Annotated in this window: 5 protein-coding genes; all 5 read right to left on the bottom strand. The window is 63.0% G+C overall.

The window, feature by feature from the left end; translation table 11 throughout:
* Positions 1 to 825: 825 nt before the first annotated feature.
* The 5 genes from E1261_RS35335 to E1261_RS35315 all read right to left on the bottom strand — a co-directional run bounded on the left by E1261_RS35335 (position 826) and on the right by E1261_RS35315 (position 14,380).
* The gene (locus E1261_RS35335; protein ID WP_132414081.1) at positions 826 to 1,305 is read right to left on the bottom strand and encodes a hypothetical protein; all 480 of its coding nucleotides are present in this window, start codon (positions 1,303 to 1,305) and stop codon (positions 826 to 828) included.
* Between the two features lie 271 nt (positions 1,306 to 1,576).
* Positions 1,577 to 2,122, bottom strand: coding sequence for a hypothetical protein (locus tag E1261_RS35330; protein ID WP_132414080.1), 546 nt, complete (start codon positions 2,120 to 2,122; stop codon positions 1,577 to 1,579).
* The gene (locus tag E1261_RS35325; protein WP_132414079.1) at positions 2,119 to 8,946 is read right to left on the bottom strand and encodes a polymorphic toxin-type HINT domain-containing protein; all 6,828 of its coding nucleotides are present in this window, start codon (positions 8,944 to 8,946) and stop codon (positions 2,119 to 2,121) included. The genes E1261_RS35330 and E1261_RS35325 overlap by 4 nt, the downstream gene beginning before the upstream one ends.
* A gap of 12 nt (positions 8,947 to 8,958) precedes the next feature.
* The gene (locus E1261_RS35320; protein WP_132414078.1) at positions 8,959 to 12,405 is read right to left on the bottom strand and encodes a LamG-like jellyroll fold domain-containing protein; all 3,447 of its coding nucleotides are present in this window, start codon (positions 12,403 to 12,405) and stop codon (positions 8,959 to 8,961) included.
* A gap of 187 nt (positions 12,406 to 12,592) precedes the next feature.
* Positions 12,593 to 14,380, bottom strand: coding sequence for a LamG domain-containing protein (locus tag E1261_RS35315; protein WP_132414077.1), 1,788 nt, complete (start codon positions 14,378 to 14,380; stop codon positions 12,593 to 12,595).
* Positions 14,381 to 14,611 lie beyond the last annotated feature (231 nt).

The following is a 14,611-nucleotide window of genomic DNA, read 5'->3' as shown; positions in this document are numbered from 1 at the left end:
CACCCCTGGACAGCAACCGGCCCCCGCCGGCTAGGAGCCCCCCTGAGCCGACAAGGGCCGATCAACCCGCGCCCTCTCGGAACGCGACCCACCCATCCTCAACCACTCCCCGTACTCAATCCACCCCTAACAGCAAGATTGCACCTTCCGGCAAAGGGTGCGTCGCGTCCGCTGGACCTCCATGAACTCCCGGCCGCGGAGTAGGCGTATGCCCTCCCCATCGCCTGAATGCCTGCAGCGGGCGTTCCCCGATCCACACCGACCGGTCGGGCTCACCCTCAATCCATCACTCCAAGGTGCAGCACGGTCCCGCCGATCGTCAGATGCGCCTCGACGAGACACTAGGGCGCGTCTCCAAACAGTCGGTATGAGGCCGGGCTGGCGTACTGCGGTCAACTAGCCGCCGGGACAGGAACCGGTCGCCGGGAACAGTGACCCGGGACCCCGCGCCACTGGCCTAGAGCCCCGAAAACCTGTCCCCGGACGCCAGCCGTCGGGGGCGTGGACACCCCAACGCGGGCTTGAACAAGTTATGACCTGTCCACCCCCACCAGTTCCTGTTCAAACCCCCGGCCGTCGACTCGGCCAGGAACGTGCACGGTGGGCTGGGAGATGCCGTGGTTGAAGAGGCGGGAGAGGCGGCCGGAGACAGGCAATGGTCGCTGGAGACCTCAACCCACAGGTCTCCGGTCCTGCTTGCCTATCTCCGGCCGCACCTAGGGCATGTGCATGAGGTGTTGACACTTTAGAGACACGCCCAGACTCGGAAGCAACCCGACAGTTCGGACCGGCTCGGCCCTCGAACCCGAACCGTCGCACTCGAGCTCAACCGGCCGCCGAAATCTGAATCGACCAAAGATCACCAGCAGCTAACTGCTCCGCATCTCGCGCAGGTTCATCATTGACGATGAGAACTACCGCAGAGCCCGCGATGCGATAGTGACGGTATCCGGTCTGCGCTCGAAGCCCCTCCAAATAGTACCCTCCGCGTCCTTCGATATCGCTACGGACAGCGTCGAAGGAAACCGTGCGAGAGATTCCAGGAAATGAGAGTCGAAAAGCATCGGGAACAACTTCGTCCGGGCCGTTCAACAAGCGATGGACCTGGATGAATATCCCCTCACACAATCCGTCATAGAACGCAAATTCCACAAGACCGTAGTCAAGGCGAAGCGATTTCTTCTTACGATCCGCACAGCCCTCCGGTCCGAGCACGCCACGAACCTTCTCAGGCCTGCTTCCAAGACCCAGATCCGCAACCTTTCCCGTCACCGCCGCATCTGCAAGAAAACTAACGATGCTCACTCGATCTTCTCCAGGGCCTTGATGAGAAGGTGCATTTCAGGCGCCATATTCACCGAAATTGCCCTCAGTCGTCGTGATCGCTCCGCCATCGAGCTTGCCGTCCAGTCGGTGCTTGCCGAATGCGCCGCGGCTGCAACCTCATCCAATCTCACGCCGGCACGGACGTCATACTCCCCGGGTTGGCCCAGAAGCCACGCCACGACGCGCGGCCCAGCCACCAATCCTGGCCAGCGGGACGCTGATGCCGGCCGCATCCGGGCAGTCTGCCAACTTATGGAAGCGACGGAAATACTTCTCTCCACACTTTGAACCTTGGGTCGACTTCTGCTGCCGGCAGCGCTGTCGCCAGAGCGAGGGCAGGCGACATGAGGTTCTTGACGGATCGCAGGGTACGGATCTGCGCGACGTCGAGAGCACGCCAGTTCGTCGACATATCGCGGGCCTGTTCGGCCGATATTGGAAGTTCCTCGAATAGCAGATCGATCAATACCGACGGATCCAAGGTCGCATCCCCGGTACTCGGCGGAGCCTGCTCGCGAAGGGCAACGGCGAGGTTTAGTCGACGTATTAGACACTCGCGTTGATCGATGGCACCGGAGGCCACGGCGGAGTCGAGCGCGTAAGCCAAGGCCCCCAAGTAAGTGAGCCAGCGGTCAGTCGACACAGGCAGGACCTCGTTAGCCAGGCGCGCCGTCAGCAGCTCCACCACGCCGAGCCATTCACCCTTACTCAACTCAGCGACAGTCGGCCGTTGCGACACCAAGGTCTCGGAGAGCGAGACCGGGTCCAGCGCAACCAAATCATCGAACTGGTTCATCCGAAATCGACTCCCGCCGAGGCAAACGCATCCCTGCCGACTTGAAGACTCTCACTCGGTGGTTCAAAATGCCCACTGTGATTGTTGATCTCCAGACCAAAATAGCCACCATTTGATCCAGCGATATCTGCTTCACCTGCCGCACGAACGGCATCCCCTCGCGTCAGTGCAGCGTGCGAGATCTCTTTCCCGTCGACGAATTTCGGAATAACCACAAGGTTCCCATCCTTCCGAACCGCCCACTTAACCGTCCCAGAATTGATCGCAGAATCAAACCCCGCAGACCCCGGACCAGCAGGAGTAACCCCCAATTTGTCCGCCAAGGCGAGTTCCTGCTCAAGTGTGCCCCGCATTTTATTGGGGTAGGTGCCGCACCCGGGCCCAGCGTTGTGCACAAGTACGGGCGTATTCCCAGCAAGCACATAGTACGTGTGGATGTCTGCGACTGTCAGGTTGAAGGCCCGCGCCCCTCGACTGGTTTGCGGCGCGAGGCCCGAGACTCGCACCGAGCGCCGGTCAGTACTGAGGACCCTCTCGCCTGGAGCGAGTTCGTCGGCACGCTCGAAGCGGCCATCGGTGACCGACCAGAAGGGATGGTCCTCGGTGGTCGTGATCTTTCCATCGTCGATGGAAAGATCCATCAAGGTGTCGTCGTGGACCCAGGTCTGTAGGACGACCCTCGCGGCACGTCTGCCGGTCTCTGGATCGGTGGCGATGACCTTGTCGCCGGGTCTAATTTCCCGGATCGGCTTGTGGGTGCCGTCCGCCATCAGGACTGCGGTCGCTCCCGCGAAGCTACACATCTTTCCTATCTTCAGCAGCTTCGTGGCGCCCTTGCTGCCGAGGAACATTTCTGCGGCGAACGCGGCGATCCGGCCGAATGCTCGCCCGGGATTGCCCGCAACAACGTCGTCCTTCACCGGTTCGTAGAACCCAAGCGCGGCAGCCTTCACACCCTTGCTGATCGCTGCTTGGGGATCCCTGGCCATGACGCCGGTGTCTTGGCGGGAGATACCGCACGACGCGCGGTCGAAGCCAAGGCAGGCCCGGGTCTGCACTGCTAGGTCCCAAGTGCCTTTGGCTGACTCCAGTGCAGCGACGATGAAGCCTTCGCCGAATTCTTCGTTGACACTCCCCTTGCCCTCGAACTTGTCGTTGACATACTCCAGGACACGGTCCATGGGCCCTGTGCGGCCGGTGTTGTTGTTGTCGTGTCCGCCACCGCCCTCATCGCCGCCTCCGCCCTGGTTCGTGCCACCGGTGCTCCCTCCTGTCGTGGAACCTCCTGTCGTGGAACCCCCGGGCGTGGGACATGGGCCATTGCAGGTGCCGCCGCCTGGTTCTAGGCGTTCCTGGAGACCCGTGGGATCTGAGACCGTCGCAGGGTTGTTGGACCCATAGGTGTAGCCGAGCATCTGGTGTGGGTCGGATGGATCCATGATGGGGTCGACGCTGATGAAACTGCCGATGCCTGGGTCGTATTCGCGAGCACCGATATGGGTCAGGCCAGTGGTCTTGTCTTCGGGTTTGCCGAGGAAGCCGTGGTTGTCGGGCCAGTTGAAGGGCTCGGTGCCTCGGGGTTCGCCGAAGGGTGTGGTGTAGCGCCTCGTAGCGACCAAGGTTTGGGAGTCGACCGCGACGCTGGATGTGCCGTGGTGGTCGGGGATCAGCCAGTCGAGGTCTGTGGTGCTCGATCTCACCGCGACTGTCTGGCTGTTGATCGCGTACTCGCGCTTGGAACTAAGTGCCTTGTTCTTCTTGTCGAAAGTGATCTCGAGCGATCCGACGTACAGGATGGTCTCATCGGGGCTCTTGCGCAGGATGAGGGTGCCGTCGGCGTCGTAGACATATGCAGTGTCGCCCGCGACGTTCTCGAGCTTCTCCAGTTTGTTTTCGGCATTCCATGTCAAGGCCTGGACGCCGCTCGACGGATCAGGGCGCGTGGTGGTGTTACCTGCTACGTCGTAGTCGTACGTCGCGGTGGGTTTCGGACTCGCACCGGTGGTAGTGACGGACTTCAGCGTGTGCGGCTGCACCGTGTCGTAGGCGTAGGTTTCCTTGGTGTCCCCGGTCGAGCTGTGCTCGGTTTGCGTCTGCCGCAAGCCGCTGGCTGTAAAGGCCCAGGACTGCCAGTACGGCGCGGGTCCGCCGAGACCTGCGACAGAGGGCGCTGCAGCGCAGTCGGTGTTGCTTGGCGACCATGCCTCGGTCAAGCGGGCGTGCCCGTCGTACTTGTAGCACTGGGAGTCGCCGCCGACCTTGTTGTCGTCCTTCAACAGATTGCCGGCCGGATCGTAGGAATAGATGTGGTTCGCGGCGAATTTGTCAACGCCGGACGAGCTGTTCAGGAGGCGGCGGGTCCCTACCTCGAAGCTGTTCGAGATGGGCATGTTCTGCTGACCACCAAGGTCATACCGCTCGGGGTCACCGACCGCCGTGTAGCTGACCCCATTCACGTAGACGGCATCGCCGCTCTTCATCGATGTCGGCTGCCCGAGGTTGTTGTAGGTGAAGTTGAGTACTTCTGATCCGAGCGAGCCGCCGCCGGGGATTTGGGTCCACGCGACCGACTCGGCATCGGGCGCGTAGGCCGTAGTCGTTCGATAGCTCGCCGCCAACTCCGGTCCTTCGGAGTCGGGGATGATCAGGAAGGTCTCTTCCGGCTTGTACAGCACATTGCGCTTGGTGACCCGGGACCTGTAGACAGCGCCCGCTTTGCCAGTCGGGTACCGGTTGCTCTGGTAGATCTGACCGAGATTGCCGGCTGGGTCGTAGTCCCAGCTCAGCCTGAGACCCGTGTCCGTCTTGGATCCTTCATGAACCGTGGTCTTGCGGTTGAGGTTGTCGTAGGTAGTGATCAGCTTCTTCTGGTTGGCGCCGGTCACCGCCACCAAACGGTCGGCCGCGTCGTACTCGTACGACGTCTTGCCGGAATCAGGATCCGTCGAACTCGTCTTGCGTCCCAGCAGGTCGTAGCCGAACGACCACGTCGATCCAGCCGTCGTCATCTGCGCCAGCTGGCCGCGGGCGTCGTAGGTGTACTTGCTCGGAATGAAGCCAGTCGTGACGGTCGGTCCGTCGTACTCACGCCGCTCGATCACCCGACCACGAGCATCCTTGATCTCTGCGGTTGCAGGAGCACCGTTCGGCGGCAAACTGATGATCGTATCGCCGTCGTAGACGGTCCGCGTGGACCACCGCGGTTGCGCCGACGTCGCGAAGGTCGCCACCGTCTGGCGACCGACACCGTCATAGGTGAGGATTCTCTGACTGGGAACCGCAGTGTCGAGGACTGCGGCCAAGGTGCCCGACGGCGCCGAGGAGTTCCACAGGTCACTATTCTGAACGACTGGCAATCCGCGAGTGTTGTACTTCGTTTCACTGATCAGTCGACCGCCGTTCGGGGCTACGGCTTGCGTCTGCCGGCTGCGCAGCAGCGAATCGTAGATCGCAAAACCGGACAAGTACCCGTCCGCGTTGACGTTCAGGTCGTCGGTACGAACGTAGGACGGCACCGATGGCGAAATCGCATACGTGTACCGCATATTGGGAAGCTTCTTGTCCGCCTTCGACTGGTTCGGCAGCCACACCGCTGTCAATCGGCCGAGCGAGTCGTAGTCCACGTCCGTGACTTTGCCGTTGGGATCCACGGTTTGAGACTTGGTCCCCCACTCCGGGCGGTAAGTTGACTCTGTCTTGAGGACCGCACTGTTCGGGTTTCCCGGAGCAACCGGGGGCGACGTCGAGATTGTCCGTTCCAGGGCGCCTGCATCTGCCGGGAAGTACTCGGTGGTCGACTTGCGCTTCAAGGCATCAGTGGATTCGGTCGGCCTGCCGAGCTTGTCGTAGGCAGTCGTCGAAATCGTCTGATAACTAGGTGATCCTGTCGCCAAGTAGCTGCCAACTCGCTCAGATGACGTCAAGTTGCCCTCTGTCGGAGCTACCCCGAAACTCTGCTTGTCGTAGAGGTTCCGCTGATCGGCGATCAGCCGATTCTCCGGAGGGTTGTCAGAATCCTCGTCGCACTGGCCCTTCGACGCGACGACACGAGACACATAGCTGCGCATCGTTGCACTCTTGGCATAAGACGTGACCGTGCAGGTCTGGTTCGACTTCCCCGGGTCTCCCTGGTCCTCCGCCGTGACTGCAAGACCTGTGTCCGGGTCATACGTCGTCGTTGCTGTGTGCATCAGGTCAGGACGGTCGCCACCTCGCACGGTCCGTGCTGTGACCGTCGACGGCTTGACCAGGTTTGCCCGGCGGACAAGACCGGCCTCGGCGTCGATGGTCTGGGCCGCGGTTTCGTGCACCCAGTAGTCGGTCAGCGAACCGACGACCTCGGTGTTGCTGCCACTGTCAGCAAAGGTGATCGCTTCGCGGACGAGCCCTGCTAGAGCGGGAGCGTCGACTCGTGATCCAGATTTCGTGTCCGGGATCGAGACAGACTTCGTCCCACCGCTCACGCTTGCTCGGTCACCATTCATGCCTCGGAAATACGACGTGACTGTGCGCGACCTCGATCCGCTGGCCAGCGGATCACCTGCGCTGGTGGTTACGGTGCGGAAGCCTCGCCACTCCGACCAGTTGCGCTCCTTCTTCAGAATCAGCGCATTCTCCTGATAGTGCCAAGCGCCACCGCCGCCGTAGGAGTAGTTCGTTACCACGGCGTCCGCTCCACCAGTCACATCGTTGACACGAACCTGAGTGACGACATGGCGGTGGAACCAGTCATCACGGGGTTCCGACTGAGGAGGCTGCCAGTGCACGGGATAACACCGCATTACGTTGCTTGCCGGCGAGGTCGGCAGCTTGGCAGGCTTGCCGGGCCATTCGCCTGCGCATTCAGGCTCGGCGTAGTTCACCGTGACCTTGGCTCCGGTCTCCGTCCAGACCTTGTCGACCCGATACTTGCGCAAGGGTGAGATGCCGTCCTTGTCCGAGTCGACTCGGTTGGGCAGCGTGAAGCCACCGAAGCTCACCTTCAGCGGGGTGGCTGTGGACGATCCAGGTGCGACGCCCGAATGAGTGATCGAGGTCAGCCACAGCGCTTTCCCCGACATGTCGTCGCCGGGGTTTGGGAAGCTGTGTCCCAATTGCCAGTGGTCGACGTTCTGGTAGGCGTTTCCCTTCCGCACCTGGGTGGTGATCTGCTCCAGCCGACGGCGCGAGAAGAACGAGGGACCGGTCTTGGTGCAGGTAGCTCCGGCGGCGCAGATCTGGTCGAACGGTACGTCGGGCCAGTTCCCCTTGGTCGTGCTGTCCAGCGTCGAGCAGTTCGCGGTGCAACGCTCCTGCGTGACGAACTGCACCTGCAGCGGAGCTGAGGCTGTCATCGCGTCTGCGCGCTGACCGTAGAGGATCTTCGTCGGGTAGCCACCACGGGTGTAGCTCTTGGTCTTCGTCGCTGCTGTCTCGCCGTTCTTGGCGTAGTAGTTGGTTTCCTTGTCGTACCAGAGCGACATCGCGTTGCCACGCGGATCCTCAACGTAGTCCAGGTTCCAGCGCCATTCCTGGTTGTCACAGAATGATGCAGCGAACGTCGCCTTGTGGCAGGGCTCTCCGCTGTTGTTCCCAGCGACCGGCACGGTCCAGACAGAGTTCGTGCCGGGATCGTTGGCGCCGGCGAGGACGTGCTCGACGCCGAAGTGGTATTTCGTGCCGTCGAGTGTGGTGACCAGCCACTGCTCCTTCTCGTCGCCGTCCGTGCCGGTCGATGTCACCTTCCGTTCAACCTTCGAGCCGTCGTCGTTTTTCAGTCGCCAACCGCTGGTGTCCTTGACCAGCTCGCTGCCCTGTCCGTTGAGCATCAGGGTTGCGTTGTCGTACTTCCAGCAAAGATCGTTCTTGCCGGTCTGACCGTCGTCGTCGCAAGTCATGTACTTGCGCTCGATGTAGGACTCACTGAGGCTGAAGCCTTCACCGATCCACGACGGCTGGCTGTTGGTGGCAGCCGTCGTGCCGTCGACAGACTGAGCTGAGTAGTCGATCGAAAGGCTGGGTGCTGGGCCCGCCGGCGCCGGTGGAACACGGAGCGGGTAGTTCCAGGTGAAGTCACCGCTGTTGCGCCCCGCCGACCAAGTGGAGGCCGGACCCAACGATGTCGCACCATAGTCACCGTTGCCCGATGCAGGCGCCGCGGTAACTGCCATCACCCGCTCCTCGCCAGCGAGTGAGACAGGAGCCGAGAGAATCTTCGTTTGCTGATTGTTGACCGAGCCGACCGGCGTGGACGCCAGACAGCCCGGCTTGTCCGGAGTCGTCAATGCACAGGCGGGCAGGGCGATCAACTCGAGGCGAGAAGCCCAGCCACCACCGAAGGCCTCAGCAAAGCTTGAGTAATCGACAGTGAGTTGGGCCGGTGACTCGCCCACGGCTCCATCCGCTCGAGCGACGGTCAGTAAGAAGCCCGAAACATCGGCCGCATCGGCCTTTGAACGATCCAGCACTCGAACCCGGGCCGCGCTGGCTGCTGCCAGCGGTGACTTCGCGCGCCCGGCAGTCGTCGCCAAGCGGATCGCAGACTTGGTGAGCGCCGTGGCCGCCTTTCCAGCGCCCGCCAGCTGGACGGTCTCCTCATTCGGTTCCGGCCAGACCGGCGGCGCCGGAGCAGGTGCCGGGCGCTCGGCCTCGGCTCGCTCCGCCTCGGACTGCTTGGCCTCCGTCGTATCCATCTGCTCGACCTTGGCATCGACTCGAGGAGGAGTTGGCGGCAACTTGGACGTCACTGCATTGGCTTCGGCGCCGGCGTCCTGACCAGCCAAGCCGGCAGCCAGAAGCACGGTGGCAACTGCAATCGCAACTAGCCCATTGCGTCGTTTCGGCATATCGATCTCCTGTCAGCCTGCGGGCGGGCAGTCGGGGCTGCCGAGGGCGGGGAACTCTGCACAGATCGCGCTGTCGACGAGCGGTCCGGCATACAAACGAAGATCGGAAACCAGGCCGGCCAACTCGGTATTGACTGCGCGTCCCTTGCCGACGGCTGTGCTGCCGAACCGGTCGGGCGACGCCGAGGTGTACGGCTTGATGGAGTCGGTTTGCAGCCCCGTGTTGACACTCAGTCTGAGCTTGCCCAACGGATCCTGATTGGTCGGACCGCCCACATTGGCGTCATAGGTCGCGACAATGAGGTTCCAGTCCGAGGTGACAGCGTCGTTCTCCTGTCGGAATATGACTTGGTCAGTTCCCGTGCCACGGGCAAAGACCCAGTCACCACCGTAGCCATCGCCACTTGGTCTCCACTCGAGACGCCAAGCGTCACGGTCCGTGCCTGCCTGACGGACGATCACCGACGCTTTGGTCGGATCGGTGAGTTTGACCCAGACGGCAACCGAGAACGTGGTCCCGGAGTCCACGACCGGGCGTGGAAGTGACAGAGCTTCCGCGACTGATCCGGTGAATTGCAGCACTCTGCCGCGCTCGTCGTCCTCGACGAACGCCGTCGTCGGATCGCCATCCACGCCGAAGCCGGACATCTCCATGTTGGCGCCGTAGACCGCCTCCTCAGTCCGCCATTTCTGATCGGCGCCTTTGACCGCCTTATCCAGCTGCCATCGAGCCGCCTGGCTAACGATCGCCTTGTCGGTGTTCGTGCGGACATCGGTCAGAGCCATCGCCTTCTGGGGATTCATGGCGATTTGCCAGATCTGAACGCGATCTAGTGAGCCCGAAAACCAGTTCTTGTAGACGTCGTTGAACTGACCTCGGCCGATGCTGAGTGGGCCTGACGCTTTCCACGCCTTGTCGGCGGAGAACGCCGCGCTGCCTTGGGTTTGCAGCCGGCCGTTCACATAGAGCTGCAGTTTCCCGTCCGCGCTGTCGTAGACAGCGGTCAGATGCGTCCAGGCACCAAGCACCGCTTCCTCGTTCGATGTCGTCTTAACCGTCACGGGCGACATTGCGTCCGTGGTCGAGCGTTGGAACACCCAGCGCTTCGCTGACGCCGAGTAAGACAAGTCGAAGGCGCTCGCAACGTTCCCCGCGGCACTGATGACTGTGGAGTCGGAGCTAGTCCACAGTCGAGCCCAGGCCGAAACTGTGAAACTCTTCGAGGTGTCGACGACCGTCGTCGGAGTCTCCGCGTAGTCGTCGACTCCGTCCAGACGGATGGACTTTCCATCCCTGCCCGCGTCATCGAAGGCGCCGCCGCCGTAAACGGTGAGCGGATGCGCGGGTGTCGCCACATCAACCGCAGTTGTCCCGCTACCGTCATCGAAGGACCAGTCCCCGATCAAAGGAGCATCCTTGACGGCTAGTTTGTACACCGTCACGTCCCTGCTGGCGTGCCCGGCCGGATCGAAGCTCTGCACGGTCAGTTTGTTGAGCCCCTCACGCGGCGGTATCAGCGCCTTGGTCCCGGTATGGGCGGTGATGGAACCCCGGCCGACCTGGCCTTCCCACCAGTAGTCATGGCGCACGACATCGGCCACCGCACCCTTCACCGTGAAGCTAATGGGAGCGTTGTACGGCGCGATCCGCTCACACCCTGCTGACTCGGTGCAGTTCGGGATATCGGTGGTCCCGTACTTCGCGGTCACGATCGGGGCCGGCGGTCCCGATCGATCCACCCTGAAATAGCACCAGCCGGTGTAGCCGGAGTAGAGCTCCGATCCGTCCCCGAGGACGTACACCGATCGCGCCCGGTAGTGATAAGTCGCACCGTCCAGGAAGTGGGTGTGGTTCGTGTTCGGGAACGAGAACTTGTGAACGGTTCCAGGGCTGTCCGGACCGCGCAGCTCGTGCTTGTGCACATTTCCGGTACTGCTGTAGATCCAGAGGTCAGACTTGAGCTGCGCATTCTGCTCGTTGACGCGCCCCTGCAGGATCGGTTCAACGGCGAACTGCAGGTTGATCGACCCCACGCTGGCCGGAGAACTCTGGCTATCGCAGCCGACAGCCGGATCAGTCAGACCGAGCTGGCGAGGAACGTCGGGCGGAGTCGCATAGGTGACACGGAGCTTGCCGTGCGAGCTGAACTGCTTCCAGGCGCTGCCGTCCGTTTCATTGGTAGCAGCGAGTCGGAAGGTCGAACTTGCATAGCCCTTTGCGGCGGTGTCGACCATCGACGGCGTCACCGGGAACTCGACGTACGCGTCGGGGCAGGTTGAGTTATAGCCATGTGCGAACGGCCTGCTGGTGACAGCAAGCTGTACGCCGGGCTGGTTGTTCCAGGTTGTCCTGTCCGTGATCGTGGTTGTGCGGGTCACGCTCACAGAGCGCTCCGCACAGCTCGCCGAATGCGTCTCATAGTTCTGCAACGTGGCCGAAATGATCTTCTTGCCACGGAATCCCCGGGTATCGAACTGGAAGAAGGAGCGAACGATCTTGTGCTGCTCGTAGTCCTCGTAGCCGACCCCGAGGCTGTGGGTGGTCTTGAAGAACGAAGTCGTGGGATAGAGCTGCCACGCCGCCGCCCACGCGTTGCGGTCGACGGTGGTCGTCGGGGGGTCCAGCACGACCGGATACACCGTCGTGGGAGCGGTGAGCAGGCCAGCGTCGGGGATCATTGTGAGGCCGTTGGCGTCGCCTCGAAGCTCCATCTCGGCGGAGTGCGCGCCTGCGGGGCCATCTTCAACGAGAGCGGCCGAACTGCGAGGCGCCGCAGCCTGCTTTCCTTGCGGGCTCGACTTCGCTGCATCCCACATGATCGCGTCTCCGGCGGTGAGGGCGAGCTTGCCGTCGGCATCAACATAGGCCGGCCCGGCACCACGATTGGTGCGTAGCGAGAGGCCTTCGGTCGCAACCGGAAAGTGAATCGCCTTCAGCGCTGGATTCGACGCGGCTTCGCGGGTCTTGACCACGAGGTTGTAGCTGAATCCTTCGACGGTGGTGTCGACAACGAGGTCGACGCCCTGCGTGACTTCGGCGTACGTCGCAGTCGAGCCAACGAGTGTTGGACGTGGAAGAGGCCAAGGGGATTTCAGGGTCCAGGTGCCGGCCTTCACCCCGATCTTGCCGATCGGACCTGTACCACCACCGGAAAGGCCGATCTGTGAGACCGCAGCCTTCGGGGCGACCGAGCCGTCAGAGCGGAACTCCAGCGTGGCGTCGGCCGCGCGCCAGATGCCGTTCTGCTTCACTCGGACCGGATCGTTCGACACCTCACTGGTCAGCGTTCCGTCCGCGTTGGCGAACGTCTGTGAGGTCTCCGTCGTGAGGTTGGCAATCTCAACCGGTGAACCACTGGCGGCGGCGAACTTGCCGGCTTCAGTGCCATCGCGCCCGACCTTTGGGACGGTTGGGGGTGGGGCAGCTGCAGCCGGTAGGGCGTGCAGTCCTGCGGCCATGACCGCCAACGCTGTTAGTACGACTGCTGTGGTCCGGCCGCGCCCATGGCGCGCCTGAGCAGCACGAGATCCCCGCCTCACGGTCCCCACCCCACTGTTTGTTCATAAATCCCGAGAATGACCACTCTGGTGCAACCGGTCGGTCGCCACCAGCGACAACCCATACAAGCGACCCATACAGTTCGTGTCAGTTGGCGCAGCTCCGGGGGTCTGGGTAGTCGGCGCAGAGGCTGGTTGGAGACAGGTCGCCTACGTAGATGCGGACGTCGTCAAGGCGGCCTGCGAAGGGGGCTCCGGTCGTGCCGGGCTTGCCTAGGGTGGTGCTGCCGTCGCGGCGGGGAGCGGTGAAGTCGGCGACGGCCTTGGTGTGGTGGTCGATGCTCAGGTAAATGGAGCCCGACGGCGCGCCGACGACGCCTGTGTCCTGGGCTCGGTATTCGCCGACCAGGAGGTGCCACTGGCCTGGATCGACGCTCTCCCGGTCGGCGCTGCCGGAGGCTGTTGTTTCGGTGCCGTCGACGTTGGTGCGGGTGAAGTTCCAGGTGGTGGAGTATTCGTCGCCCGGCTCGTAGGAAAGCCGCCAGGTGTCGCTGGTGCCAGTGCCTTGACGAATGATCGTTGCCGGCTTGGAGGGGTCGGCGATCTTCACCCAGACGGCGACGGCGAAGCTGGCGCTGGCGTCGACGACCGGGCGACCGAGGCTGACGGATTCGCGGGTGGCGCCGGTCAGTTCGAGGACCTTGCCGTGTTCCGGGTCGTCGACGAATGCCTTGGACTGGTCGGTGCCGGGGAACCCGGACACGCTGAGGTCGGCATCGCGAATGCTGTCCGGTGAGCGCCAGATCCGGTCGGTGCCGCGCGTTGCGTTGTCGAGTGGCCAGTGCGCGGCGACGGCGGTCGCCACCGCATCGTCCGGTCGCGGTGTCTGCAGGGCCACGAGTTCCTCCGGGCGGAGGACGCGTTGCCAGATCTGGAGGTGGTCGAGCGAGCCCCTGAAGTGACCGCCGGTGATGCCGCCGAGAAGACCACGGCCGACCGAGAGCGTGCCGGAGGCCTTCCAGGCGTTGGCGGGCGGCGATACCGTCTCCTGCTGCAGACGCCCATTGACGTAGAGCTTGAGGGTTCCCGACGTCGCGTCGTACGTGGCGATGAGTTGTGACCAGGATTCGTTGACCGGGGCATCTTTCGATACCGCTCGATAGATCGTCGGGTTCCGGACGTCGGCGGAGGAACGTGCGAAGACCCACCGCTTGGCAGCAGGGTCGTAGCCGAGACCGGCCGCACTGGAGTTGGCACCGTTGACGGACGCAATGACGCCGAGCTTGGACGGATTCGCGGGCCGAGCCCAGGTCGAGATCGAGAAGCTCTTCGAGGTGTCGACGACGGCTTCGGTCGCGGATGCGTAGTCGTCGACGCCGTCGAGGGCCAGTGCGCCGTTGATACGGCCGCTGGCCTCGAACGCGGCGCCGGAGAGGGCGAGCGGATGGGTGAGGCCGGGACCGTCGGCCGCCGTCGTACCGCTGCCTTCGTCGAAGTTCCACGAGCCGACCGGGCCGGGCGGTGCGGCAACGTTGAACATGAAGTACGTCGGGTTGCTGGGCTGCCCGATCGAGTTGATGCTCGAGACTTGGAGGTTGGTCCTGCCCTGCTGGAGCGGCTCGATGTCCACCGTGACACTGGCCCCCTCGACCGTCACCGGATTCCCGCCGGGCAAGCGGTAGGTGTACTTCGTCACATCGGCCGAGGTCGGCGCGAACGTGAAGGTCGCGGCCTCCCCGAGAACGACAGTCTTCGGGCAGCTCTGCTGGTCCCAGCAGTTCTGGATGACCTCGCCCTTGTAAGTGGCGGTCACGGTGGGAGGCGTCAGCGGGACCGGCGGGTCGGCCGCGGCTGCCCCTGGCAGTCCGGAGACCAGTACGGCGAATGCGGCGGCCAGTGCGAAGGGCAGGCGTGACAGCAGGCGGGCGTGTCTCATGTGGTGGTCCCCCAGGGCGGTTTGAGCAGCTAACCATCTTGACCTGGGAAGTCGTGGCGCGTCTACGAAACTGCAGGAACGTGCAATTTGTGTAACGGCGGGAGGACACCGTGGCGCGGTAGGTTTTGGGGATGGGACGGGACGTGCGGGTTGTGTATCGGAAGTTTGACGAGAGTTTGCACTGGCATCAGTGGATGGAGTTTCTTGGGGAGGACGAGTTCGGGGTTTGGC

The organism is Kribbella albertanoniae (assembly GCF_004348455.1).
GTDB lineage: Bacteria > Actinomycetota > Actinomycetes > Propionibacteriales > Kribbellaceae > Kribbella > Kribbella albertanoniae.
Note: the sequence above shows the minus strand (reverse complement) of the source record. Positions and strands in the feature narration are given on the sequence as shown.

What these genes read in the sequence shown, in the direction of transcription:
- E1261_RS35330 (WP_132414080.1), bottom strand. Translation starts at nt 2,122, where the DNA reads ATGAACCAGTTCGATGATTTGGTTGCGCTGGACCCGGTCTCGCTCTCC.
- E1261_RS35325 (WP_132414079.1), bottom strand. Translation starts at nt 8,946, where the DNA reads ATGCCGAAACGACGCAATGGGCTAGTTGCGATTGCAGTTGCCACCGTG.
- E1261_RS35320 (WP_132414078.1), bottom strand. Translation starts at nt 12,405, where the DNA reads ATGGCCGCAGGACTGCACGCCCTACCGGCTGCAGCTGCCCCACCCCCA.
- E1261_RS35315 (WP_132414077.1), bottom strand. Translation starts at nt 14,380, where the DNA reads ATGAGACACGCCCGCCTGCTGTCACGCCTGCCCTTCGCACTGGCCGCC.